This window comes from Pseudomonas glycinis, from assembly GCF_054871425.1.
The window spans coordinates 108,985-132,620 of record NZ_JBTYHF010000006.1; the positions used below are offsets into that span (position 1 = coordinate 108,985).

The 23,636-nt window shown below is 59.3% G+C and carries 22 protein-coding genes and 4 tRNA genes; 21 read left to right on the forward strand and 5 right to left on the reverse strand.

Annotated elements, in window-relative coordinates; all coding sequences use genetic code 11:
• Window positions 1–19: 19 nt before the first annotated feature.
• From ACYSTU_RS15660 to ACYSTU_RS15710, 11 genes are all read left to right on the forward strand, one after another.
• Complete coding sequence (locus tag ACYSTU_RS15660) at window positions 20–580, forward strand: CvpA family protein (RefSeq protein ID WP_016773942.1); 561 nt, start codon at window positions 20–22, stop codon at window positions 578–580.
• A 41-nt stretch (window positions 581–621) separates the two neighbouring features.
• Entirely contained in the window at window positions 622–2,127 is a 1,506-nt protein-coding gene (purF, locus tag ACYSTU_RS15665) for an amidophosphoribosyltransferase (protein ID WP_016773943.1), read from the forward strand.
• 68 nt (window positions 2,128–2,195) lie between these two features.
• On the forward strand, window positions 2,196–3,407 hold the full coding sequence (locus ACYSTU_RS15670) for an O-succinylhomoserine sulfhydrylase (protein ID WP_016773944.1): 1,212 nt from the start codon (window positions 2,196–2,198) through the stop codon (window positions 3,405–3,407).
• A complete protein-coding gene (locus ACYSTU_RS15675) occupies window positions 3,404–4,180 on the forward strand; it encodes an SDR family oxidoreductase (protein WP_498999892.1) in 777 nt (258 codons plus the stop codon). Before ACYSTU_RS15670 ends, ACYSTU_RS15675 begins: the two co-directional genes overlap by 4 nt.
• Before the next feature lie 166 nt (window positions 4,181–4,346).
• A tRNA-Val gene (locus ACYSTU_RS15680) sits at window positions 4,347–4,422 on the forward strand.
• A gap of 55 nt (window positions 4,423–4,477) precedes the next feature.
• A tRNA-Asp gene (locus tag ACYSTU_RS15685) sits at window positions 4,478–4,554 on the forward strand.
• Window positions 4,555–4,647: 93 nt separating this feature from the next.
• Window positions 4,648–4,724: transfer RNA gene (locus ACYSTU_RS15690), tRNA-Asp, on the forward strand.
• Window positions 4,725–5,214: 490 nt separating this feature from the next.
• Complete coding sequence (locus ACYSTU_RS15695) at window positions 5,215–8,046, forward strand: xanthine dehydrogenase family protein molybdopterin-binding subunit (RefSeq protein WP_498999894.1); 2,832 nt, start codon at window positions 5,215–5,217, stop codon at window positions 8,044–8,046.
• Window positions 8,039–8,578: a (2Fe-2S)-binding protein gene (locus ACYSTU_RS15700; RefSeq protein WP_016773947.1), complete on the forward strand. Its 540-nt coding sequence runs from the start codon at window positions 8,039–8,041 to the stop codon at window positions 8,576–8,578. The genes ACYSTU_RS15695 and ACYSTU_RS15700 overlap by 8 nt, the downstream gene beginning before the upstream one ends.
• A gap of 2 nt (window positions 8,579–8,580) precedes the next feature.
• Window positions 8,581–9,816, forward strand: coding sequence for a c-type cytochrome (locus ACYSTU_RS15705; RefSeq protein ID WP_498999895.1), 1,236 nt, complete (start codon window positions 8,581–8,583; stop codon window positions 9,814–9,816).
• Between the two features lies 1 nt (window position 9,817).
• Entirely contained in the window at window positions 9,818–10,789 is a 972-nt protein-coding gene (locus tag ACYSTU_RS15710) for an XdhC family protein (RefSeq protein ID WP_016773950.1), read from the forward strand.
• 129 nt (window positions 10,790–10,918) lie between these two features.
• On the opposite strand, the gene ACYSTU_RS15715 is transcribed toward ACYSTU_RS15710, so the two are convergent.
• Window positions 10,919–12,202 (reverse strand): NAD(P)/FAD-dependent oxidoreductase, encoded by a 1,284-nt coding sequence (locus ACYSTU_RS15715; protein WP_498999898.1) that lies wholly within the window; start codon window positions 12,200–12,202, stop codon window positions 10,919–10,921.
• A 183-nt stretch (window positions 12,203–12,385) separates the two neighbouring features.
• Between ACYSTU_RS15715 and ACYSTU_RS15720 the strand changes: the two genes are divergently transcribed.
• Both ACYSTU_RS15720 and ACYSTU_RS15725 read left to right on the forward strand, forming a co-directional pair.
• A tRNA-Val gene (locus tag ACYSTU_RS15720) sits at window positions 12,386–12,462 on the forward strand.
• Between the two features lie 465 nt (window positions 12,463–12,927).
• On the forward strand, window positions 12,928–13,383 hold the full coding sequence (locus tag ACYSTU_RS15725) for a DUF2214 family protein (protein WP_217879710.1): 456 nt from the start codon (window positions 12,928–12,930) through the stop codon (window positions 13,381–13,383).
• Window positions 13,384–13,602: 219 nt separating this feature from the next.
• On the opposite strand, the gene csrA is transcribed toward ACYSTU_RS15725, so the two are convergent.
• Window positions 13,603–13,797: a carbon storage regulator CsrA gene (gene csrA, locus ACYSTU_RS15730; protein ID WP_003179932.1), complete on the reverse strand. Its 195-nt coding sequence runs from the start codon at window positions 13,795–13,797 to the stop codon at window positions 13,603–13,605.
• A 250-nt stretch (window positions 13,798–14,047) separates the two neighbouring features.
• Here csrA and ACYSTU_RS15735 point away from each other — a divergent pair, with 250 nt between their 5' ends.
• Window positions 14,048–14,413 carry an SPOR domain-containing protein gene (locus ACYSTU_RS15735; RefSeq protein WP_024012401.1) on the forward strand — a complete coding sequence of 122 codons (366 nt, stop codon included), beginning with the start codon at window positions 14,048–14,050 and terminating at the stop codon, window positions 14,411–14,413.
• A gap of 82 nt (window positions 14,414–14,495) precedes the next feature.
• Here the strand turns inward: ACYSTU_RS15735 and ACYSTU_RS15740 are convergent, their stop codons facing one another.
• From ACYSTU_RS15740 to ACYSTU_RS15750, 3 genes are all read right to left on the reverse strand, one after another.
• The gene (locus tag ACYSTU_RS15740) at window positions 14,496–15,185 is read right to left on the reverse strand and encodes an endonuclease (RefSeq protein ID WP_136493973.1); all 690 of its coding nucleotides are present in this window, start codon (window positions 15,183–15,185) and stop codon (window positions 14,496–14,498) included.
• Between the two features lie 4 nt (window positions 15,186–15,189).
• Window positions 15,190–15,459 (reverse strand): DUF1654 domain-containing protein, encoded by a 270-nt coding sequence (locus ACYSTU_RS15745; RefSeq protein ID WP_136493974.1) that lies wholly within the window; start codon window positions 15,457–15,459, stop codon window positions 15,190–15,192.
• Window positions 15,460–15,656: 197 nt separating this feature from the next.
• Window positions 15,657–16,745, reverse strand: coding sequence for an asparaginase (locus ACYSTU_RS15750; RefSeq protein WP_498999904.1), 1,089 nt, complete (start codon window positions 16,743–16,745; stop codon window positions 15,657–15,659).
• A 336-nt stretch (window positions 16,746–17,081) separates the two neighbouring features.
• Here ACYSTU_RS15750 and ACYSTU_RS15755 point away from each other — a divergent pair, with 336 nt between their 5' ends.
• From ACYSTU_RS15755 to rbsD, 7 genes are all read left to right on the forward strand, one after another.
• Window positions 17,082–17,531 (forward strand): hypothetical protein, encoded by a 450-nt coding sequence (locus ACYSTU_RS15755; protein ID WP_016774037.1) that lies wholly within the window; start codon window positions 17,082–17,084, stop codon window positions 17,529–17,531.
• 198 nt (window positions 17,532–17,729) lie between these two features.
• Window positions 17,730–18,686 carry a sugar ABC transporter substrate-binding protein gene (locus ACYSTU_RS15760; RefSeq protein ID WP_024012403.1) on the forward strand — a complete coding sequence of 319 codons (957 nt, stop codon included), beginning with the start codon at window positions 17,730–17,732 and terminating at the stop codon, window positions 18,684–18,686.
• 55 nt (window positions 18,687–18,741) lie between these two features.
• On the forward strand, window positions 18,742–20,295 hold the full coding sequence (locus tag ACYSTU_RS15765) for a sugar ABC transporter ATP-binding protein (protein WP_498999908.1): 1,554 nt from the start codon (window positions 18,742–18,744) through the stop codon (window positions 20,293–20,295).
• On the forward strand, window positions 20,292–21,269 hold the full coding sequence (locus ACYSTU_RS15770; RefSeq protein WP_016774040.1) for an ABC transporter permease: 978 nt from the start codon (window positions 20,292–20,294) through the stop codon (window positions 21,267–21,269). Before ACYSTU_RS15765 ends, ACYSTU_RS15770 begins: the two co-directional genes overlap by 4 nt.
• A gap of 3 nt (window positions 21,270–21,272) precedes the next feature.
• Window positions 21,273–22,292 (forward strand): LacI family DNA-binding transcriptional regulator, encoded by a 1,020-nt coding sequence (locus ACYSTU_RS15775; RefSeq protein ID WP_110598886.1) that lies wholly within the window; start codon window positions 21,273–21,275, stop codon window positions 22,290–22,292.
• Window positions 22,293–22,316: 24 nt separating this feature from the next.
• Window positions 22,317–23,234, forward strand: a complete 918-nt coding sequence (gene rbsK / locus ACYSTU_RS15780) for a ribokinase (protein WP_498999911.1) — start codon at window positions 22,317–22,319, stop codon at window positions 23,232–23,234.
• Window positions 23,231–23,635, forward strand: a complete 405-nt coding sequence (gene rbsD, locus ACYSTU_RS15785; protein WP_404938340.1) for a D-ribose pyranase — start codon at window positions 23,231–23,233, stop codon at window positions 23,633–23,635. Before rbsK ends, rbsD begins: the two co-directional genes overlap by 4 nt.
• The last annotated feature ends 1 nt before the right edge of the window (window position 23,636 follow it).

Sequence of the window (23,636 nt, forward strand, 5' to 3'; positions counted from 1 at the left end):
TCCGTCTGTAGGCTGCACTGTGCCATTTACCTGGGTTGACTGGGCGATCGTTGCAATCATCGCCATCTCCGCTTTGATCAGTCTGAGCCGCGGCTTCGTAAAGGAAGCTTTATCGCTGCTGACCTGGATCATCGCAGGAGCGGTTGCCTGGATGTTTGGTGGCTCACTGTCCGAGTACCTCGCCGGATACATCGAAACCCCATCAGCTCGCGTGATCGCGGGCTGTGCCATCATGTTTGTCGCCACACTGATCGTGGGCGCAATGATCAATTATCTTATCGGCGAGTTGGTTCGCGTCACCGGGTTGTCCGGGACCGACCGATTCCTCGGCATGGCCTTCGGCGCAGCGCGTGGCGTGTTGCTGGTGGTCGTGGCGGTCGGGCTGTTGAGCCTGGGGCCGGTACAGCAGGACGGGTGGTGGAAAGAATCACAGCTCGTGCCCAAGTTTCTATTGGTCGCCGACTGGTCCAAAAACCTGATACTCGGGTGGAGCAGTCAGTGGCTTGCCAGCGGAATCAGCGTACCCGCTGAGATTCCGTTCAAGGAGCAGCTCTTGCCGACGGCGAAAACGCCTCAGTGAGTGCTGTTCAGTTCAGATCCATTAAGTAGGGGTTGCGTCGCATGTGTGGCATCGTCGGTATCGTCGGTAAGTCGAACGTCAATCAGGCGCTGTATGACGCGCTAACCGTGCTCCAGCACCGCGGCCAGGACGCTGCCGGTATCGTGACCAGCCATGATGGCCGGTTGTTCCTGCGCAAGGATAATGGCCTGGTGCGTGACGTGTTCCAGCAGCGTCACATGCAGCGTCTGGTCGGCCACATGGGTATCGGCCACGTCCGTTACCCGACTGCCGGCAGCTCGACGTCGGCCGAAGCCCAGCCGTTCTACGTCAACTCGCCGTACGGCATCACCCTGGCGCACAACGGTAACCTGACCAACGTTGAACAGTTGGCCAAAGAGATCTACGAATCCGATCTGCGTCACGTCAACACCAGTTCCGACTCGGAAGTGCTGCTCAACGTGTTCGCTCACGAGCTGGCCCAGCGCGGCAAGCTGCAGCCGACCGAAGAGGACGTGTTCGCCGCTGTGACCGACGTGCACAACCGCTGCGTGGGTGGTTACGCCGTGGTGGCGATGGTCACCGGTTACGGCATCGTCGGTTTCCGCGACCCGCACGGCATTCGTCCGATCGTGTTCGGTCAGCGTCACACTGACGAAGGCGTCGAGTACATGATCGCCTCGGAAAGCGTTTCCCTGGACGTGCTCGGTTTCACCCTGATCCGCGACCTCGCGCCAGGCGAAGCGGTGTACATCACCGAAGATGGCAAGCTGCACACCCGTCAGTGCGCAACCAACCCGTCGCTGACCCCGTGCATTTTCGAACACGTCTACCTGGCGCGTCCGGACTCGATCATCGACGGCGTGTCGGTGTACAAAGCGCGTCTGCGCATGGGCGAGAAGCTCGCCGAGAAGATCCTGCGCGAGCGCCCTGAGCACGACATCGACGTGGTCATCCCGATTCCGGACACCAGCCGTACCGCAGCGCTGGAACTGGCCAATCACCTTGGCGTGAAATTCCGCGAAGGCTTCGTCAAGAACCGTTACATCGGCCGCACCTTCATCATGCCGGGCCAGGCTGCACGCAAGAAGTCGGTACGCCAGAAGCTCAACGCCATCGAGCTGGAATTCCGTGGCAAGAACGTGATGCTGGTCGATGACTCGATCGTGCGCGGCACCACTTGCAAGCAGATCATCCAGATGGCCCGCGAAGCCGGCGCGAAAAACGTCTACTTCTGCTCGGCGGCACCTGCGGTGCGCTTCCCGAACGTCTACGGTATCGACATGCCGAGCGCTCACGAACTGATCGCGCACAACCGTTCGACTCAGGACGTGGCCGATCTGATCGGCGCTGACTGGCTGATCTATCAGGACTTGCCTGACTTGATCGAAGCGGTCGGTGGCGGCAAGATCAAGATCGAGCACTTCGATTGTGCGGTGTTCGACGGCAAGTACGTGACCGGTGACGTCGACGAGGCTTACCTGAACAAGATCGAACAGGCGCGCAACGATGCCTCGAAGGTCAAGACCCAGGCAGTCAGTGCGATCATCGATCTGTACAACAACTGAGTTTCCACCGGCCCTGAGGGGCCGGTTTTGTATCTGATATTTATTGTTCGTGAACAAAGGAGAGCAGCATGAGTCAGGAATGGGATGCCGGTCGGCTGGACAGCGACCTCGAAGGCGTAGCGTTCGATACCCTGGCCGTCCGTGCCGGTCAGCACCGCACGCCGGAAGGCGAACACGGTGACCCGATGTTCTTCACCTCCAGCTACGTGTTCCGCACCGCTGCCGATGCGGCGGCGCGGTTTGCCGGCGAAGTGCCGGGCAACGTCTATTCGCGTTACACCAACCCGACCGTGCGTGCGTTTGAAGAGCGCATCGCCGCGCTGGAAGGCGCCGAGCAGGCCGTCGCCACGGCCACCGGCATGGCCGCGATCATGGCGGTGGTGATGAGCCTGTGCAGTGCTGGCGATCATGTGCTGGTATCGCGCAGCGTGTTCGGCTCGACCATCAGCCTCTTCGAGAAGTATTTCAAGCGCTTCGGTGTCGAAGTCGATTACGTACCGCTGGCCGATCTGTCGGCCTGGGACGCGGCGATCAAGTCCAACACCAAACTGCTCTTTGTCGAGTCGCCGTCCAACCCGTTGGCCGAGCTGGTGGATATCGCCGCGCTGGCTGAAATCGCTCATGCCAAGGGCGCGCAGCTGGTGGTCGACAACTGCTTCTGCACCCCGGCGTTGCAGCAGCCGCTGAAGCTTGGCGCGGACATTGTCGTGCACTCGGCGACCAAGTTCATTGATGGTCAGGGCCGCTGCATGGGCGGCGTTGTCGCCGGTCGCGGTGAGCAGATGAAAGAAGTGGTGGGTTTCCTGCGGACCGCCGGGCCGACCCTCAGCCCGTTCAACGCGTGGATCTTCCTCAAAGGCCTCGAGACCCTCAACCTGCGCATGAAAGCGCATTGCGCGAACGCTCAGGCGCTGGCCGAATGGCTGGAGCAGCAGGACGGCATCGAGAAGGTCCATTACGCCGGTCTGAAGAGCCATCCGCAGCACGAGTTGGCCCAGCGCCAGCAGAAGGGTTTTGGTGCGGTGGTCAGCTTCGAGGTCAAGGGCGGCAAAGAAGGCGCCTGGCGCTTTATCGATGCCACGCGGTTGATTTCGATCACCGCCAACCTCGGCGACAGCAAAACCACGATCACCCATCCAAGCACCACTTCCCACGGCCGTCTGGCGCCCCAGGAGCGTGAAGCGGCAGGCATTCGTGACAGTCTGATCCGCGTTGCGGTCGGTCTGGAAGATGTGGCTGACCTGCAAGCTGACCTGGCGCGCGGTCTGGCGGCATTGTGATCGAGTTGTCCACACCCGCGGCCAACACCCATGGCCGCGTGGCGCTGGTCACCGGGGCTGCGCGCGGTATTGGCCTCGGAATCGCCGCTTGGCTGATCAGCGAAGGCTGGCAGGTGGTGCTGACCGATCTTGATCGGGTGCGTGGTTCGAAAGTGGCGAAGGTGCTGGGCGAGAACGCCTGGTTCATCGCCATGGACGTCGCCGACGAAAATCAGGTCGCGCTGGGCGTGGCCGAGGTATTGGGGCAGTTTGGTCGCCTTGATGCATTGGTCTGCAACGCGGCGGTCGCCGATCCGCACAACATCACCTTGGAAAGCCTCGATCTGGCGTATTGGAATCGGGTGCTGGCGGTGAATCTGAGCGGGCCGATGTTGCTGGCCAAGCACTGTGCGCCTTATCTGCGTGCGCACAACGGTTCGATCGTCAATCTGGCCTCGACCCGCGCGCGACAGTCGGAGGCGGACTCCGAGGCGTATGCGGCGAGCAAGGGCGGGCTGTTGGCGCTGACCCATGCGCTGGCAATCAGCCTTGGACCGGAAATCCGCGTGAACGCAGTCAGTCCTGGCTGGATTGATGCCCGTGATTCCTCGGTGCGTCGCGCCGAACCTTTGGCCGATGCCGATCATGCTCAGCATCCGGCGGGCAGGGTAGGGACTGTCGAGGACGTGGCGGCGATGGTGGCGTGGTTGCTGTCTCGCAATGCGGGATTTGTCACCGGGCAGGAATTCGTCGTCGATGGCGGCATGACCAAGAAGATGATCTACACGGAATAACAAGCGAAGCCGCGTGCTGTGGGAGCGAGCCTGCTCGCGAATGCGGTCTATCGGTCGATGGCTTCTTCAGGAATGAAGCAATTTCGTCTTTTTCAGAAAAACTCCAATCCTGCTATTGACTTAGCTTCGCCACCTGCGTAAATTTCGCGGCCTCGGAGATGCAAACGGGTGATTAGCTCAGCTGGGAGAGCGTCTGCCTTACAAGCAGAATGTCGGCGGTTCGATCCCGTCATCACCCACCACTCCCGAGAAGCTTGCGCAAGCAAGAGAGTAGGCTGAAAGTGCCTGCACCGACGCGCAGCGGTAGTTCAGTCGGTTAGAATACCGGCCTGTCACGCCGGGGGTCGCGGGTTCGAGTCCCGTCCGCTGCGCCATATTTTACGAGTCAGATTGATCTGGTTCGCGATTGCCAGGCACCGAAGCCGGTAATCAAAACGAGTTACTTGAGCGCAAGCTCAAAGCGATACGCAGCGGTAGTTCAGTCGGTTAGAATACCGGCCTGTCACGCCGGGGGTCGCGGGTTCGAGTCCCGTCCGCTGCGCCATATCTGTTTCAAGGACCACTGAACGCCTTGAAGCGCCGAAACCAGCCATCGGCTGAATCGGATCGATAGCAAAGACCCTGGTCGAAAGACCGGGGTTTTTTGTGTCTGAAATTTGGTTATTCCTCTTCCTCTCTCCTTAAGTCCATGCGAATCCCTGTGGGAGCGAGCCTGCTCGCGAAAGCGCCGGCACATTCAAAATCTGTATTGCCTGGAAAAACGTTTTCGCGAGCAGGCTCGCTCCCACATAGGCTCGCTCTGTTATCTCGGCGGATCGGATGCGGTGCCACGTCGCATTGATTTTTTTGATTATTTAGTCAGGTTTTTGTAACTGGTTGTTTGCTGTGGGCGCAGAAACCTTTAAAGTTAACCTTTCGGTCAGCTTTGCACTGTCAACACAGCTCTTTGCTTCGCCAAAAAGAGCTTCTGCACGACTCGAGATCCCCAGTAGATAACCACAAGGGCGGACCTATAACCGCCCAGAGGATGATCCATGTCCAACCGTGAAATATCCCGGCGCTCGTTCCTCCAGGGCGGGCTGGTGGCGGGTGTGAGCGTTACGCTTACGCCGCTCAGCAGTCAGGCGCTGGCTGCCTTGATGGAAAACAGCGTCACCGTGCCGTCCGAGAAATGGCTCGGCAATAACGGCAAGGCGCGGCAACGTAACGATGCCTTGTCCAAGGTCTGCGGCAGCAAGGTGTTTGCCCGCGACATCCGCGCCAAGGACATGCCTGGCTGGCCTGAGCAACAAGGCCACGCCATGCTGCTGAAAACCATCAAGGCCGACCGCATCTACGCAGGCTACGACCTGTCGTGGCTCGGCGCTGATCTGCAGCCGGACCGCATCGTTACCGCTGCCGATCTGGACAAGGACGGTATCGTCTTCCCCGAAGAGCACGCGCCTGATCCATTGCTGCCGGAAGGCAAAGTGCCGATGTTCATCGGTCACCCGGTAGCGATTCTGATCTGGAACGACTTCGAGCGTTTCCGTCAGGCCAAGAATCAACTCAAATTCAATGACAAAGCGATTCGTTACGGCGCCAAGGTGCCGTTCTACGAAGGCGACCCCTACGGCAGCTTCCGCTACGTGCGCGTCGGTGGCGCGACCTCGGCGGACGAAGACGAGTTCGCCAGCCTCAAGGATTCGATCCTGTTCCCGATGCTGAAGAACCGCCGTCCAGTCTGGAATGCATCGCCGAACCTGCATGGCAACCTCACCGAGCGCGGCCTGTTCTACGCCGACCGCATGAAGCAGGAAATCGACACGCCGCCAGACAACTGGCTGGTGTTCGATGAGCGCTACAAGACGCCGTCGATCGAACCGGCCGCCCTCGAGCCAGACAACGGCAACGGCTGGTACGACCCGAAAACCAAAACTCTGCATTTCGTCGTGGCGACGCAATGCCCGCTGGAAGTCGCGACCGAGACCGCGAAGATGATCGGGCCGTCGCGTTTCGGCCTGGCCAATCTGAACATGCACCCGGGCTATACCGTCGGCTATGGCTCCAAAGACCACAACATTTTTGTCTACTACGCAGCCCTGGCTGCGCTGTACGGCGCCGGTGTGCCGGTGCGTCTGGCCAACGACCGCTACGAGCAGTTCCAGAGCGGCATCAAGCGTCACCCGTTCGACATCCGCTACCAGTTGGCCGTGGACAAGAATGACTACACCTTCAAGATTTTCCGCGCGGAAATGAGCGTCGACGGCGGCGGTCGGGTCAACTACAGCCCATCGGTGGCGGCGGTTGGCGCCACGGCTGCGCAGTCGATCTACTACATGCCGCAGAACGACCTGCAAGTCACCGCGTATCACTCGCGCGCGGTCGAGGCGGGTTCGATGCGCGGTTACGGCACTCTGCAAAGCATGGCGGCGACCGAAATGATGGTCGACGAGATCGCCAATCGCCTGGGTGTCGACGCCATCGATTTGCGCCGCAGGAATGCCCTGCGTTCCGGCATGAAAAACACCCAGGGCGCAATCCCGGCCGGTGCACTGCGCCTGCATGAAATTCTCGACAAGGCCTCGGTGCACGAAGTCTGGAAAAACCGCGACACGATCAAGCGGCAACGCGAAGCGGCAGACCCGGATAACTGGTACGGCGTCGGTTTCGCTATCTGCCAGAAAGACTTCGGCACCGGCTCCGAAGCGCCGATGGCCAGCATCGAATTCACCGCAGACGGGCGCATCACCCTGCGCCACATCGGTATCGAAATCGGCACCGGCATGTCCACTTCGCAAGCCTTGGTCGTCGCCGATTTCCTCGGCAGCCCGGCGCACGAGGTGAAGACCGGCGAAACCGAGTGGCAGGAAATGCAGCTGATCACCAGCGGCAACCCGTACGTCATGAGTCAGGCCGAGCAGGACAATCTGCTGCGCAATCCGCGCTGGGTCGGCAAGTTGGCGTCGGCGTCTTCGGCGACCAACTCCGCCTATTACTTCAGCCACGCGACCCGTGAAGCGGCGCGGGTGCTGTTCAACCACGGCTTGTGGCCCGCGGCGCTGGAGATCTGGCGTCAGGGTCCGTACGGCGGCCAGGCCAACCCTTACGTGGTGCGTCGCGAAGATGCGCATTGGGTCGACGGCAAGCTGACCGCCAACGGCATGCAGCCGCTGAGTTTCGAAGAGCTGGCCAAGCGTGCCCACGATCGCGGTCTGGTGACGGGCGCCACGGTGCATGGCTTCAACCGCTGGAGCTGGGCCGAGGCTGAATACAGTATCGACGGCGTGCGCGAGCGCCTGCCGCTCGACGGTCTGGCGGTGAAATACGGCGATGGCGCGCCGCAAGCGAAGAAAGCGCAGATGAACAGCGCCGGCTTCCACTTGCTTGATCGGCAGAACGTCAACTACCCGGTAGTGCAGTTGAACAACGCTGCCGTGACCTATTACAGCCCGGTCGCGACGCTGGTCGAGTTGAAGGTCAATAAAGGCTCGGCGGAAGTCCAGGTGCTCAACCACCATTCGTGGATCGAGTGCGGTCGGGTGCTGGTTGAAGAGTTGGTCAAGGGCCAGCTCGAAGGCGGTATCGCCATGGGTATTGGTCATGCGCTGATGGAAGAGATGCCGTTGTACGAAGGCGGGCCGGGGGAGGGTGACTGGAACTTCAACCGTTACCGTCTGCCGATGGCGCGTCACGTAGCGGTGTGGAAGCAGACTGCGGAGATCCTGCCGCCGCTGTCGCCGAGCGATCCGTCCAAGGGCATCGCCGAAGTGGTGATGATCCCGATTGTCGGTGCCATCGGTAACGCCGTGGCGCACGCCATCGGTAAACGTGTTCGTGACTTGCCTATCACCGCTGCGCGCATCAAGGAGGCCCTCAATGGCTAACCGTCCGCTTCAACTGACCCTCAATGGTCAATCCGTCGGCCCGGTGGACATCCCTGATGACCTGCCGATGATCGACTACCTGCACGAATACAAAAACCTCACCGGCTCGCGGCTGGGCTGCGGTCAGGGGATCTGCCACGCCTGTGTGGTGATCGTCGATAACCCCGACGGCACCAGCGAGGAAGTGCGCACCTGCATCACCGGTGCGCATTACTTCGAGGGCAAGAAAGTTCGCACCATCGAAGGCCATGCCACTCGCGACGAGCAGGGCCAGGTCACCGAGCTCAATCCGATCCAGCAGCGCTTTGTCGACGAGTTCGCCTTCCAGTGCAGCTACTGCGCGCCAGGCTTCGTCAACGCCGCCACCGTGTTGGTCGAGAAGCTGCAGCGCCAGCCGATCGTCAAAAGTCAGCTGGAACAGGTGATCGAGGACAGCCTCGGCCATCACGTCTGCCGCTGCACCGGTTACGTGCGTTATTACAACGCCACGCGCAACGTGCTGACCGATCTTGGTCTGGTCAAGGAGGGTTGAGCATGAAGCGTTTACTGACCCGCCTGACTTTTGCGGTCGGACTGGCTGCGCCGCTTATGACGGCCCACGCCGACGATCAGATCAAGCGCGGCGAATACCTCGCCCGCGCTGCCGACTGCATGGCCTGCCACACCGCACCGGGTGGCGCGCCCTATGCCGGCGGCCTGCCGATCGTCTCGCCATTCGGCACGATCTACGGCACCAACATCACCCCGAGCAAAGAGCACGGCATCGGTCTGTACAGCGATGATGAGTTCTTCGCTGCGTTGACCGAAGGCAAGCGGCGCGACGGTGCGAATCTGTATCCGGCGATGCCGTACACCTCGTATCACCTGATGCCGCGCGCCGATTCCGATGCGATTCACGCGTATCTGAAAACCATCGAGCCGATCGAACGCGCCGCGCCGGTGACCAGCCTGAGCTTTCCGTTCAACGTGCGTCTGGGCCTGACCGGCTGGAACATGCTCTACGGCAAAGACGTCAAGCTGGAGCTGGCCGAAGGCAAAAGTGAGGCGTGGAAGCGCGGCCAGTACATGGTCGACGTTCTCGGTCACTGCGGCGAATGCCATACGCCACGCGGCCTGCCCGGCGCGATGCAAATGGACAAGCGCATGACCGGCGGCATTCTCAATGGTTATCTCGCGCCGAGCCTGCTGGCCACCGATCTGGCCGCGCGCGGCTGGAATCAGCAGGATCTGAGCACGTTTCTCAAGCACGGCATGAGCGCGCAAGGGACGATGTTCAACGAGATGTTCCCGGTGTTTCACAACAGCACTCAAGGTCTGAGCGATGCTGATCTGGCAGCAATGGCGACATTCCTTCTCGGCGAGCAACCGCCACCAGCCAAAGAGCTCGTCGAAGTACCGCTGGACAAGCTCAGCGCGAGTGCCCAGCGCGGCCGTCAGGAATATCTGAACGTCTGCGCCGGTTGTCACGCGGTTGGCGGTGAAGGCAAACCGCACATTGCAGTGGCCATGCGTGGCAATACGACGTTGCGTCTGGAAGATCCGCGCAATCTGTTGCGAGTGATCGAGGACGGCATCGGCGAACAGAAGTTCTCCGGGTTCGAGCACATGCAGCCGATGCCGGGTTTTGCTGGAAAGCTCAGTCCTGAGCAATTGACTGATCTGCTCAACTACCTGCGTCAGGGTTGGGGCGGGCAGGGCGCTGAACTGGCGGTGAGCGAAGTGCAGAAGCTGCAATCCGACGCACCGAGCGTCGAGCACAAGGCGCACTGATATGCAGCATCTCGATCTGCAAGTGGTGCGTCGGGCGCTGGAATGGTCGGTGGCCGGGCAGCGAATCTGGCTGTGCACGGTGCTCACCACTTACGGCTCGGCACCGCGCGCGCCGGGTTCGCTGCTCGCGGTGAACGAAGGCGGGCAGTGGATCGGTTCGCTATCGGGCGGTTGCGTCGAGGAGGATTTCCTTGAGCGCGTTGCCGAAGGTGCGTTTCTCGAAGCGGTAAGCGTCGTGCGTTACGGCGAAGGCGATGATCCGCGCTCGCGGGTCAGTCTGCCTTGCGGCGGCATTCTTGATGTGCTGGTTGAGAAACTTGACGCCGACTGCGCGGTGCAGGCGCACCTGCGTGAACTGGAATCGGCGCTGCTGGGTCAGCGTCGTCTGCTTCGCGAAGTTGATCTGGCCAGCGGTGCGCGCACTCTGTTTGCTGATCGCGAGCAGGGTGCACGGATCGAGCGTGAGATTGATCGGGTGCGCATTCGTGTCGGTGCAGCACAGCGCTTGTTGCTCGCTGGCTACTCAAGTGTGGCGCAGGCCTGTGCCGAGTTCGCGGTAGGGCTTGGCTTCGAAGTGATTCTCTGCGATCCGCGTGATGAAATGCTTGAAGGCGTGGTGCTCAATAGCGTGGAAATCCGTCGACAGTTGCCTTCGGTGTTCATTGCCGACGGTGGTTGTCATCGCGATACGGCGGTAGTGGCGTTGACCCATGATCCGCGCATCGACGATCTGGCGATGATGGAAGCGGTGCGCACCGAAGCGTTTTACATCGGTGTGATGGGATCGCAGCAGACGTCGCAGAAACGCTTCGAGCGCTTACGCCGCATTGGTGGCTTGAGTGAGGCAGAGCTGGCGCGGGTTCATGCGCCGATCGGCCTCAACCTCGGCAGCAAGACACCGGCGGAAATTGCGCTGGCGGTGCTGGCGGATATCCTGCGGATTCGTAGCGGGATCGCTCGGGATCAGCTCTGATCCCAAGCCTTGCTGAATCTACTGTGGCGAGGGGATTTATCCCCGTTGGACTGCGCAGCAGTTCCCTCCTGCTCAAGAGGGGGCGCTGCGCACCCCCAACGGGGATAAATCCCTTCGCCACAATGGTGTTTATAGGCCGTACTTATCGCGCAGCCCGTAATACCAAGCACCCAGCGCGGCAAACGGTGTGCGCAGCAATTGCCCGCCGGGGAAGGGATAGTGCGGCAGGTCGGCAAAGGCATCGAAGCGCTCGGCCTGACCGCGCAACGCTTCGGCGAGGACCTTGCCCGCCAGGTGCGTGTAGGTGACACCGTGACCGCTGCAGCCCTGCGAGTAATAGATGTTGTCGCCCAGGCGCCCGACCTGCGGCAAGCGCGAAAGGGTCAACAGGAAGTTGCCGGTCCAGGCGTAATCGATCTTCACATCCTTGAGTTGCGGGAAAGCCTTGAGCATCTTCGGGCGGATGATCGCTTCGATGTTCGCCGGATCGCGAGCGCCGTAAACCACGCCGCCACCGAAGATCAAGCGCTTGTCGGCGGTCAGGCGATAGTAGTCGAGCAGATAGTTGCAGTCCTCTACGCAGTAATCCTGCGGCAATAGCGCCTTCGCCAGCTCATCGCCCAGTGGCTCGGTAGTGATCACTTGAGTGCCGCACGGCATCGATTTGGCCGCCAGTTCCGGTACCAGATTACCGAGGTAGGCGTTGCCGGCGACGATGATGAACCTGGCCCTGACCTTGCCCTGCGGCGTATGCACAACCGGATTGGCGCCGCGCTCGATGCGCACGGCAGGTGATTGCTCATAGATGGTGCCGCCGAGAGACTCGACTGCCGCCGCTTCTCCGAGCGCCAGATTCAGCGGATGGATGTGGCCGCCGCTCATATCGAGCATGCCACCGACGTATTGATCGCAACCCACCACTTCACGGATGCGGCGTTGATCCATCAGTTCCAGCTGGGTGTGGCCGAAGCGTTCCCACAGGCGCTTTTGCGATTCCAGGTGCCCCATCTGTTTGGCGGAAAGGGCGGCGAATACACCGCCGTCCTTCAGGTCGCACCGGATGTTGTATCTGGCCACGCGCTCGCGAATGATCCGACCGCCTTCAAAGGCCATTTCGCCGAGCAGTTGCGCCTGCTTGGGGCCGACCGTGCGCTCAATGACGTCGATGTCGCGGCTATAGCTGTTGACGATCTGCCCGCCGTTTCGGCCCGAGGCGCCAAAACCGACTTTCGCCGCTTCCAGCACGGTTACGCGAAAACCGCTCTCCAACAGGAACAGGGCGGACGACAGCCCGGTATACCCGGCGCCGATCACACAGACGTCCGTCTCCACATCATCCTGCAGCACAGGGCGTGGTGGTACGGCATTGGCCGACGCAGCGTAATAAGACTCTGGGTATTGGGTGTTCGCCATCCTGCCGCCTCTGTTTAATATATTTTACGAGTGCGTCGATCCTACCCGAGTTGAAAAACCTCCGCCAGCCAGCGGAAAATCTTCTTCGCTGAGGCGAAATTAAATATTTTGCATATTCATAGGGTTAGGTGAAAAAAAGGTGTTGACACCCCTCCGGAATTCCGTAGAATGCCGCCTCACAGCAGGCACGTAGCTCAGTTGGTTAGAGCACCACCTTGACATGGTGGGGGTCGTTGGTTCGAGTCCAATCGCGCCTACCAAACAAAATCCGCTCTGCTGGGCGGTCTGGAAGGGCTCACCGAAAGGTGAGCCCTTTTTTGTTGTCTGCGATTTGCGCAACGCTTGTTCCCGGTCCTTTCCGCTTCGCTCTGATCAGCTCTCCATTCATTACTGTTTGCGCAAAATGATCAAGCGCCATTTTGGTGCATTCTTCTTCCATTTCGTTGTTGAAAACACCTGAATATCCAAAGGCTTACAGCTCTTTTTCTCTAACCGGTTATCGAAAAAGCCTTGTTGCATGTTGGGAATTTAAGTAACATCCGTTCCGCGTTCACCACCACGGTTTATGCATTTTTAAATCCCAAGCTTCCATCAGCTGCTTGGGATTTTTTTTGCCTGCGATTTGGCGTTTGGGCGCCTATCCCTCCATCACCTCCAAGCGAGGCGCGGTTTTTTCGTCTACTACTGACTGGCCGATTTTCAACACTTCATAAGGGAGTGCGTCGATGCTGAGTCAGTGGGTCCTTGCCGCTATTCATCTATTCGCGTTTGCCTTGGCTTTCTGGGCTGTTCTGACGCGGGGCAGAGCGTTCATCCAACTCTCGGCGGGTACGGGAGAGGTCAAGCGCGTTCTGCTCGCGGATAACCTTTGGGGGCTTTCAGCTTTGACGCTGCTTATCACCGGAGCGATGCGTGCGTTTGGTGGTTACGAGAAAGGCTCTGACTATTACCTGCATCAGCCGCTGTTTCATCTGAAGATGACGCTGTTCTTGCTGATCCTGCTGATGGAGCTGGCACCGATGATCACGCTGATCAAATGGCGCATCGCATCCTCGCGCGGTGCGGCGCTTGATAGCGGGCGTGCGAAGTTGTACGCGCGAATCAGTCATGTTGAAGCGCTGCTGCTGATCCTGATGATGGTCGCGGCGACAGGCATGGCGCGTGGCGTGATATTCGCTTAGAAGGCAAAATTCGCCGTGCTCTATCGGAAACGTCCGACAGCCAGCTCCAGGAGTGAAAGGTAATATCGGCGCAAGAAAGGAGGGAAGGGCAAGTGAAAGGAGTCAGCATGCTTCAGGCGCCGTGCCCAGCGGGGTGAAATGCGGATGGCTAAACGGCGCGTGAATCTTTAGCCAGTCTTGCGCGACGGCAATAGGACTGGCTACGTGATGCAAAGTGGCTCAGGGCGTTTGCGGCTTGTCCGGAGCGGTCAGGCCGGCCTGGATGCGTTGGTAGATTTCTTCACGGTGCACTGCCACGTTTTTCGGAGCGTTGATACCGATGCGAACCTGTTGGCCGCTGACTCCGAGGATGGTGATCGTGATGTCATCACCAATGTTTATGCTTTCACCGACTTTGCGGGTGAGTATCAGCATGGTCTTCTCCTTGATTGCTTGGTAGGGCACCTGATTCAGACAGTGCAGAGGTCGGTGGTATCTATAGATTAGTGCGAAGTCTCACGGTTTGGGTGCCTCTTTCTGACGCGCAGAAGCGGCATTAATTCCCAGGGCGTAACTATACAGAGGCTGCAATCATCATTCTCGTTGTTTTGTGCCCATTTTGCGGGGCTCGCGAAGTATTTTTGAATGATAAGATCGCCGCTTTACGAATTCCGAGGGAAGCGTTGTGCGCAAATTGGTTTGGCTGGTAGCGGCACTGGCATTGGCAGGCTGCGGTGAAGGCAAGAATGTAGATGCGCCGAAGCCTGAGACGAAGGTCGCGGCAGCGCCGGCGGCCGCCGCGCCACAGTGGGATCTGGAAGTGCGTGGCGAGACTCCTCAGGCCGTCAGTGACCTGAGCGGCTGGTTGATCGAGCACGCTTTCGTTCCGACGGTCGTCAAGGACGGCAGCGGTAAAACACGAATTCTGATCGGTCCGTTCAATTCCCAGGCTGACGCCGAGGCGCGCAAGGTGCAGGTCGATGCAGCGCTGGTAAAAGCCAAGAAACAAAATATCGAATCGGTGGTGATCGAGCATCCGCTAACGCCATAAGCGAAGCGCCTTCAAAACACGCTGAACAGACATTAAAAAGGCCTCGAGCATAACGCTCGAGGCCTTTTTATTTCCGCTGCAATCAGCCGCAGGCTTTCAGATTTACCGAGCCGACAAACTCGTTGCCGCGCCCCATCACGCACGCCACGCTCTGGTTGCGCTGACGTTCCCAATCCTGCACTGGATAGGTCTTGTCCCACGCTTCGTACAACTGCCGATCCTGCTTCGATAGGCGCAGTCCGTATTGTTTGCTCATATAAAAATACGTGCGGGCGATCATGCCGCGAATCGAAGGGCGGGGCATGACCTTCTTGGTCTTGAAGTCGACCTGCGTCAGGCAGGAGCCATATTGGCCGGACTGCACCGGCAACCAGCCGTAGCTGAAGTTGCTGCGGTCACCGTTGACCTCGCCAATGCTCGGCACCAGATTGTGCAAGTCAGCTTCGGCCTTTTGATAAACAGGATCGTAACGCGTGCAATTCTTGCGTCCGCCTTGCTGCCAGCACTGCCGCTGATGGCCGATCTGCCAGGCCGGCACGATGTGCTCCCATTCGATTCTCGATGCACGCTTGGCGTTCTTGCGAGGCACATAGCCGCAAGCCTTCAGGTCGACCTTGTTGCCGGTGTACTTGCAGCCGCAGTAAAACTCCGTGGACTGCGGTGCATAAAGTTTCCACGCGGCTTTCTTGGCTTCGGAAAATGTACGTGGGGCGCCAGCCTGGGCGCCCATGGCGAAAAACAACAACAGCAAAGCAACACAGCGGACACTCATTGAGTCAATCTTCCTTCGGCACAACCCAAAAAATCTGCACGCCACCGTCATCGCGATAAGCGAGGGTAACGTTGTCGTTCTCGTCGATTTCCTCGAGCAAGCGCTCCCAGTCATCCATCGGCTCATCCGGCAGACGGAAAATCAGTGCGGCTTTGGCTTTTTGTGCGGTGGGGGAATTGATGATTTTCTGAACGCGCATACCCATGCGTTCGTAAGCGTCAGAAGCAGCAGGAGAGGTGGCCACGAGGTTATCCTTATTAAGCTGTACGTGCATACAGTATTTAACTGTAGGCGATTTCGCAACTGCTTAAAATTCAAGAAAATCCTCTGACAGCGGGTTTCCGGTTTTGGTGTAGGGCTTGTCGAGATTTTTGTGGGAAAAGTATTGGAAGGGTGTAAGCGGGGCATCACCTGCCAAGCTGGCAGGTGATGCGCAATTGCCCGATCGAGAAGTGATCAGGCGAAGGACGATCAGTATTCCCAGAACATCCGTTGCAGCTCTTTACTGTCGTTGGTCTTGGTCAGCGCGACCATCGCCAGGATGCGGGCTTTTTGCGGATTCAGATCGTGAGCGACAACCCAGTCGTATTTGTCGTCAGGCTGTTCGGCGTTACGCAGGACAAAGCCGCCGGCGTTGACGTGGGACGAGCGAATGATCTGCACGCCATCCTTGCGCAGGGCTTGCAGGGATGGAACCACACGAGAGGATACCGAACCGTTGCCAGTGCCGGCGTGGATGATGGCTTTGGCGCCGGCTTGCGCCAGTGCCTTGTAGGCGGTATCGCTGACGTTGCCGTAGGAGTAGGCAATTTCTACGTCAGGCAGGCTCTTGATGTTTTTGATGTCGAATTCCGAATCCATGGTGTGACGCTTGGCCGGCAGGCGGAACCAGTAGGATTTGCCTTCGACCACCATGCCCAGCGTGCCCCAGGCACTTTTGAATGCTTCGGTCTTGATGTTGATCATTTTGCTGACGTCGCGACCGGACTGGATCTCGTCGTTCATGGTCACCAGCACGCCTTTGCCGCGCGCTTCTTTGCTGCTCGCCACGGCGACGGCGTTATACAGGTTGAGCATGCCGTCTGCCGACATGGCAGTGCCCGGACGCATCGAACCGACGACGATGATCGGCTTGTCGGTTTTCTCGACCAGGTTCAGGAAGTACGCGGTTTCTTCGAGGGTGTCGGTGCCGTGGGTGATAACGATGCCGTCGACGTCCTTGCTGTCAGCCAGTTCGGAAACGCGACGACCCAATTGCAGCAGGTTGTCATTGGTGATGCTTTCCGAAGCGATCTGCATGACTTGTTCGCCACGCACGTTAGCCAGTTTGCTCAGCTCGGGAATGCCGGCTATCAGTTGCTCGATACCGACTTTCGCTGCCTGGTAAGTGGCACTGTTGGCGGCACTGGCGCCAGCGCCGGCGATGGTACCGCCGGTGGCGAGAACAACGACGTTGGCCAGTTTGGTCTGGGTTTCGACTTCTTTTGCCTGAAGGGCAGTAGGCAGGAGCAGGAGGAGGGCCAATGCGCCCGGAATCAAGGTATTGAAAGCAGATTTCATTATTTTTCTCTCTAGTCGTGAGACGGTGCTGATGCAGGTTCATCTAGATGCGCCCCAAGCCGATCTGAATGCTTGAGGTGCAAGGACGGGAGCAGGATTCATACCATGCGTAATGTGCTGGCGGAAAATGTTTAACCCGATGATTTAAATCAATATTTTTCGGTGGCTGGAGCATCGTTGAGGACCCATCCATCCGGGATTCCGAACGACAGCGGGATTCTTGTTCGGCTCGCCGATAGGCAATCTCTGAAAAGCCAGGCGGGTGACAAATCCCCGCTAAAGAAATGTGCTCTCAGGCCGATGCGTCCTCAAGGAAACCAAATCTTAGGAGTTCACATGTCACTGACGGTCGGTTTTGCCAATCCCGCTGCAGTCACCATCGGCGGTAAAACTGCAGCCACGATCAACACCCTGAACGACGCGACCAATGAGGCTTCGGCGCAGGCGCTGGGTACCGAGAAGACTGAGAAGAATCAGGTCAGAACCGGTGGTGGGCCTGTGCAGGAAAACAGTGAAACCGAGGCCGACAGCAATCTCAGCATCACCGTCAAGACGTTGCTCAAGCGGATGAAGGAATTGCAAAAGCAACTTCAGGAGCAGCAACAGCAACTGGCTGCGGCTCAGGCTGCAAGCTATCCGACTCCCGAAGCGAAATCCCAGGCAGTGATGTCGATTCAGGGCCAGATCGCGCAAACCAGCGCCGCACTGGCGGAAGTGGCGGGTGCGTTGGTCAAGGAGATGTCGAAAAGCGCTCCCAGCGGCGGCTTGGTCAATACAACTGCCTGAAGCGCCAAATTGCCAATTCGGCGATTCGACCTACAACAAAAGACGATTTCTGATTGTTGACAAATGTCGGCGGGATTCTCATAGTTCGGTCTACGCAAACGTTTGCGCGGCTTGGAAGGGCATTTTCTCCCGGAGCCGTGACGTAGCTTACGTCAGCGCAAACGTTGCTCACAATAATCATAAGATCGGAGTGAACCCATGAAGCTGCCATTCGCCGCACGTCTTCTTGCTGTCGCTATGCTGGCTGCCACAGCCGCCGCACTACCTGTCTCCTCGGCTTTCGCCGAATCCGCAGAAAAACCCAAAGTCGCGCTGGTCATGAAATCCTTGGCAAACGAATTCTTCCTGACGATGGAAGACGGCGCCAAAGCCTACCAGAAAGAACACTCCGCCGATTTCGATCTGATCTCCAACGGTATCAAAGACGAAACCGACACCGCTGGCCAGACTCGCATCGTCGAACAGATGATCCTGGCCAAGGTGAATGCACTGGTGATCGCGCCTTCTGACTCCAAAGCCATGGTGCCGGTTATCAAGAAGGCCGTAGACGCCGGTATCACGGTGATCAACATCGACAACCAGCTCGATCCCGCCGTGGTCAAAAGTAAAAACATCAACGTGCCTTTCGTAGGTCCGGACAACCGTAAGGGTGCACGTCTGGTCGGCGAATATCTGGCCAAGCAACTGAAGGCGGGCGACGAGGTCGGCATCATCGAAGGCGTGTCCACCACCACCAACGCGCAGGCGCGCACGGCCGGTTTCAAGGACGCGATGGAAGCCGCGCAGATCAAAGTGGTCTCGCTGCAGTCCGGTGACTGGGAAATCGACAAGGGCAACAAGGTTGCCGCTTCGATCCTCAGTGAATACCCGGATGTCAAAGCACTGCTGGCCGGTAACGACAGCATGGCGGTCGGCGCCGTTTCCGCAGTCCGTGCCGCTGGCAAGGCAGGGCAGGTAAAAGTCGTCGGTTACGACAACATCAATGCGATCAAGCCAATGCTCAAGGACGGTCGTGTGCTGGCGACGGCTGACCAGTTTGCAGCCAAGCAGGCCGTGTTCGGCATCGAAACCGCACTGAAGATCATCAAGGGCGAGAAAGTCGACAGCGGTGCCAACGGCGTGATCGAAACACCGGTCGAGCTGGTCACCCAGTAAGTCATCTGGCGACACAACGGCGCTCGTCCGTCCGGGCGAGCGCATGGAGATTTCTATGTCAGTTTCCGCCCCGAACGCTGTCCTCTCGGTCAGCGGTATCGGCAAGACCTATGCGCAACCGGTGCTCACCGGCATCGATCTGACGCTGATGCGCGGTGAAGTACTGGCGCTGACCGGCGAAAATGGTGCCGGCAAAAGTACCCTGTCGAAGATCATTGGTGGTTTGGTCACGCCCACTTCCGGCCAGATGCAATTCCACGGCAAGGACTATCGTCCGGGCAGCCGTACCCAGGCTGAAGAGCTTGGCGTGCGCATGGTCATGCAAGAACTCAATCTGTTGCCGACGTTGTCGGTGGCGGAAAACCTGTTTCTGGATAATCTGCCGAGCAGCGCTGGCTGGATCAGTCGCAAGCAGTTGCGCAAGGCGGCGATCGAAGCAATGGCGCAAGTCGGCCTCGATGCGATCGATCCGGACACGCTGGTCGGCGAACTCGGTATCGGCCATCAGCAGATGGTCGAAATCGCGCGCAACCTGATCGGCGATTGCCACGTGCTGATCCTCGATGAGCCGACCGCGATGCTCACGGCGCGCGAAGTCGAAATGCTCTTCGAGCAGATCACCCGATTGCAGGCTCGCGGCGTTTCCATCATCTATATCTCTCATCGTCTCGAAGAACTGGCGCGGGTGGCGCAGCGTATTGCTGTGCTGCGTGACGGCAATCTGGTCTGCGTCGAGCCGATGGCCAACTACAACAGCGAGCAACTGGTCACCTTGATGGTCGGTCGCGAACTGGGTGAACACATCGACATGGGGCCGCGCAAGATCGGCGCTCCGGCGCTGACGGTCAACGGCCTGACGCGTTCGGACAAAGTCCGCGACGTCTCCTTCGAAGTGCGTGCCGGGGAGATCTTCGGTATTTCCGGATTGATCGGGGCAGGGCGCACGGAATTGCTGCGGCTGATCTTCGGTGCCGATACCGCTGATAGCGGTACCATCGCCCTCGGCTCGCCGGCCAAAGTCGTGAGTGTTCGCTCGCCAGTGGATGCCGTGCGCAACGGCATCGCGTTGATCACCGAGGATCGCAAGGGCGAAGGGCTGCTGCTCAGTCAGTCGATCAGCGCCAACATCGCCCTGGGTAACATGCCGGAAATCTCCAGTGGTGGTTTCGTCAACAACGGCGACGAAATCTCCCTGGCGCAGCGTCAGATCGAAGCCATGCGCATCCGCAGTTCGAGCCCGACGCAGCTGGTCTCGGAACTGTCCGGCGGCAATCAGCAGAAGGTCGTGATCGGTCGCTGGCTGGAACGCGACTGTTCGGTACTGCTGTTCGACGAGCCGACTCGCGGGATTGATGTCGGCGCCAAGTTCGATATTTACGGTTTGCTCGGTGAGTTGACCCGCCAGGGCAAGGCATTGGTCGTGGTGTCCAGTGACTTGCGTGAGTTGATGCTGATCTGCGACCGGATCGGCGTGCTCTCGGCGGGACGCCTGATCGACACCTTCGAGCGCGACAGCTGGACCCAGGATGATTTGCTTGCCGCCGCTTTCGCCGGCTACCAGAAACGTGATGCGTTGCTCAATGAAGCAGCGCCTAGGGATCTCCCATGAAAACTGCATCTTCTGCCAGTAAACGTAGTGGCAATTTCTTTGGCCTGGGTACTTATCTGGGCCTGGCCGGTGCCTTGCTGGCGATGATTGCGCTGTTCTCGGTCCTGAGCAGCCATTTCCTCTCGTACAACACCTTCAGCACCCTGGCCAACCAGATTCCCGACCTGATGGTGCTGGCGGTGGGCATGACCTTTGTGCTGATCATCGGCGGCATCGATTTGTCCGTCGGCTCGGTCCTCGCGCTGGCCGCATCGACGGTCAGCGTTGCGATTCTCGGCTGGGGCTGGAGCGTTTTGCCAGCGGCGCTGCTCGGCATGGCGGTGGCGGCTCTGGCCGGCACCATCACTGGCTCGATCACCGTGGCCTGGCGGATTCCGTCGTTCATCGTCTCCCTCGGCGTGCTGGAAATGGCCCGCGGTGTGGCGTATCAGATGACCGGGTCGCGCACTGCCTACATTGGCGATGCGTTCGCCTGGCTGTCGAATCCGATCGCGTTCGGCATTTCCCCGTCGTTCATCATCGCTTTGCTGGTGATCTTCATCGCGCAGGCAGTTTTGACCCGCACTGTTTTCGGCCGCTACCTGATCGGCATCGGTACCAACGAAGAGGCGGTTCGGCTGGCCGGGATCAATCCCAAGCCCTACAAGATTCTGGTGTTCAGCCTGATGGGGCTGCTGGCAGGCATCGCTGCGCTGTTTCAGATTTCGCGTCTGGAAGCGGCTGACCCGAACGCAGGTTCGGGCCTGGAACTGCAAGTGATCGCGGCGGTGGTTATCGGCGGTACCAGCCTGATGGGCGGGCGCGGTTCGGTGATCAGCACTTTCTTTGGTGTGTTGATCATTTCCGTGCTCGCGGCCGGTCTCGCGCAGATTGGTGCGACGGAGCCGACCAAGCGCATCATCACCGGTGCGGTAATCGTTATCGCTGTGGTGCTCGACACCTATCGCAGTCAACGCGCCAGTCGCCGGGGCTGAACCATGGCAACGATCAAGGATGTAGCGGCGCTCGCGGGCATTTCCTACACGACCGTGTCGCACGTGGTGAACAACACCCGCCCGGTCAGTCAGGAAGTGCGGCGCAAAGTCGAGGCGGCGATCAAGAGCCTCGACTACGTGCCCAGTGCCGTGGCGCGCTCGCTGAAAGCCAAGACCACCGCGACCATCGGCCTGCTGGTGCCTAACAGCCTCAACCCGTACTTCGCTGAATTGGCGCGCGGAATCGAGGATTACTGCGAGCGCAACGGCTATTGCGTGATCCTCTGTAACTCCGACGACAACCCGGACAAGCAGCGCAGTTATTTGCGTGTGTTGCTGGAAAAGCGCATCGACGGTTTGATCGTCGCCTCCGCTGGCGGTGACAGTGGTCTGGCGCAAGGACTGGCGGGCGTGAAGACGCCGATGGTCATCGTCGACCGGGGCCTGGAAGGTGTAAATGCCGATCTGGTGCGCATCGACCACGAATACGGCGCTTATCTGGCAACCCGTCACCTGCTCGAGTTGGGGCATCGCGACATCGCCACCATCGGCGGTCCGGCCAGTACCAGCGTGGCGCAAATGCGTCAGGCCGGTTATTGCCGAGCGCTGCAAGAGGCGGGAATCGAGGTGCGCGAAGAGCGCATGCTGGAAAGCGACTTCACCAGCACCGGCGGTTACAACGCCGCTGCCCGGCTGCTTGAAAGCCATCCGCCCAGTGCGATTTTTGCCGGCAACGACATGATTGGTATCGGTGTGCTGCGTGCGGCGGCCGAACGTAACGTGCGAGTGCCGGCCGAGCTGTCGGTGATCGGCTTCGATGACATTCAGATGAGTCGTTATGTCTATCCGGCGCTGACCACGGTCGGCCAGTCGATCCTGCAACTGGGCGAGATGGCCGCCGAAGTGCTGTTGCGCAGAATTGCTGCGCCGGAATCGGGCACCGATCAACGCATAGTGACCCCGAGCATTGTCCTGCGCGAATCGACCGCGCCGCTGTCCGGCGTGTTCACCGAATATCGCTGAAACCGAATTGATGAGTAGTGATGTATGCCAGCAAATGTAGTGGTAATAGGCAGCCTGAACATGGACCTGGTCACCCGGGCGCCACGGCTGCCGCGCGGCGGTGAAACGCTGATCGGTCATTCCTTTGCCACTGTGTCGGGCGGCAAGGGCGCCAATCAGGCGGTTGCTGCTGCTCGTCTGGGCGCGCAGGTGGCGATGATCGGTTGTGTGGGAAATGACGACTACGGTGTGCGATTGCGCGATGCCTTGCTCGCCGAGCACATCGACTGCCAGGCTGTCAGCGTCGTAGAAGATTCCAGTGGCGTGGCGCTGATTGTGGTGGATGACAACAGCCAGAACGCCATTGTGATTGTCGCCGGTGCCAACGGCGCAATGACGGAAGCAGTAATTGACCGTTTTGATGCGGTTTTGCAAGCCGCCGATGTGGTGATCTGTCAGCTCGAGATTCCCGATGCGACGGTCGGGCATGCGCTCAAGCGTGCACGTGAACTGGGCAAGACCGTCATCCTCAATCCGGCGCCGGCGAGCCGTCCTTTGCCGGCAGACTGGTTCGCGGCGATCGACTATCTGATTCCTAACGAGAGCGAAGCCGCCGCGTTGAGCGGGCTCGCTGTCGACTCGTTGCAGTCGGCAGAAACGGCTGCCACTCAATTGATTGCCATGGGCGCCGGTAAAGTCATTGTCACGTTGGGCGCGCAGGGTTCGTTGTTCGCTAATGGCAAGGGTTTCGAACACTTCCCCGCGCCGACCGTGAAGGCGGTCGATACCACGGCCGCAGGCGACACCTTTGTCGGCGGTTTCGCCGCAGCGCTGGCCAATGGCAAATCCGAAGCCGAGGCGATTCGCTACGGTCAGATTGCCGCTGCGCTGTCTGTCACCCGCGCCGGTGCGCAACCGTCGATTCCAACCATGTCCGAAGTACAGGGGTTCAAGCCCGCATGAAAAAGACTCCTTTGCTCAACGTCGCGCTGTCGCGACTGATCGCTTCGCTTGGCCACGGTGACATGGTCGTGATCGGCGACGCCGGTTTGCCCGTGCCGCCGGGTGTCGAGCTGATTGATCTGGCACTGACCCATGGCATCCCTGATTTCGTCAGCACGCTGAAAGTCGTGCTCAGCGAAATGCAGGTAGAAAGCCATGTGCTGGCCAGAGAGATCTTCGATAAGCAGCCCTCGGCGCTGGCCGATCTGGACGCGTTGAGCGAAGAGGGCGCGCTGGGCCGTAGGGATCTGCTCACTCACGAGCAGTTCAAGGTACTGAGCCGACAAGCCAGGACGATCATTCGTACAGGAGAATGTCAGCCGTACTGCAACATCGTTCTGGTCGCCGGGGTTACATTCTGAT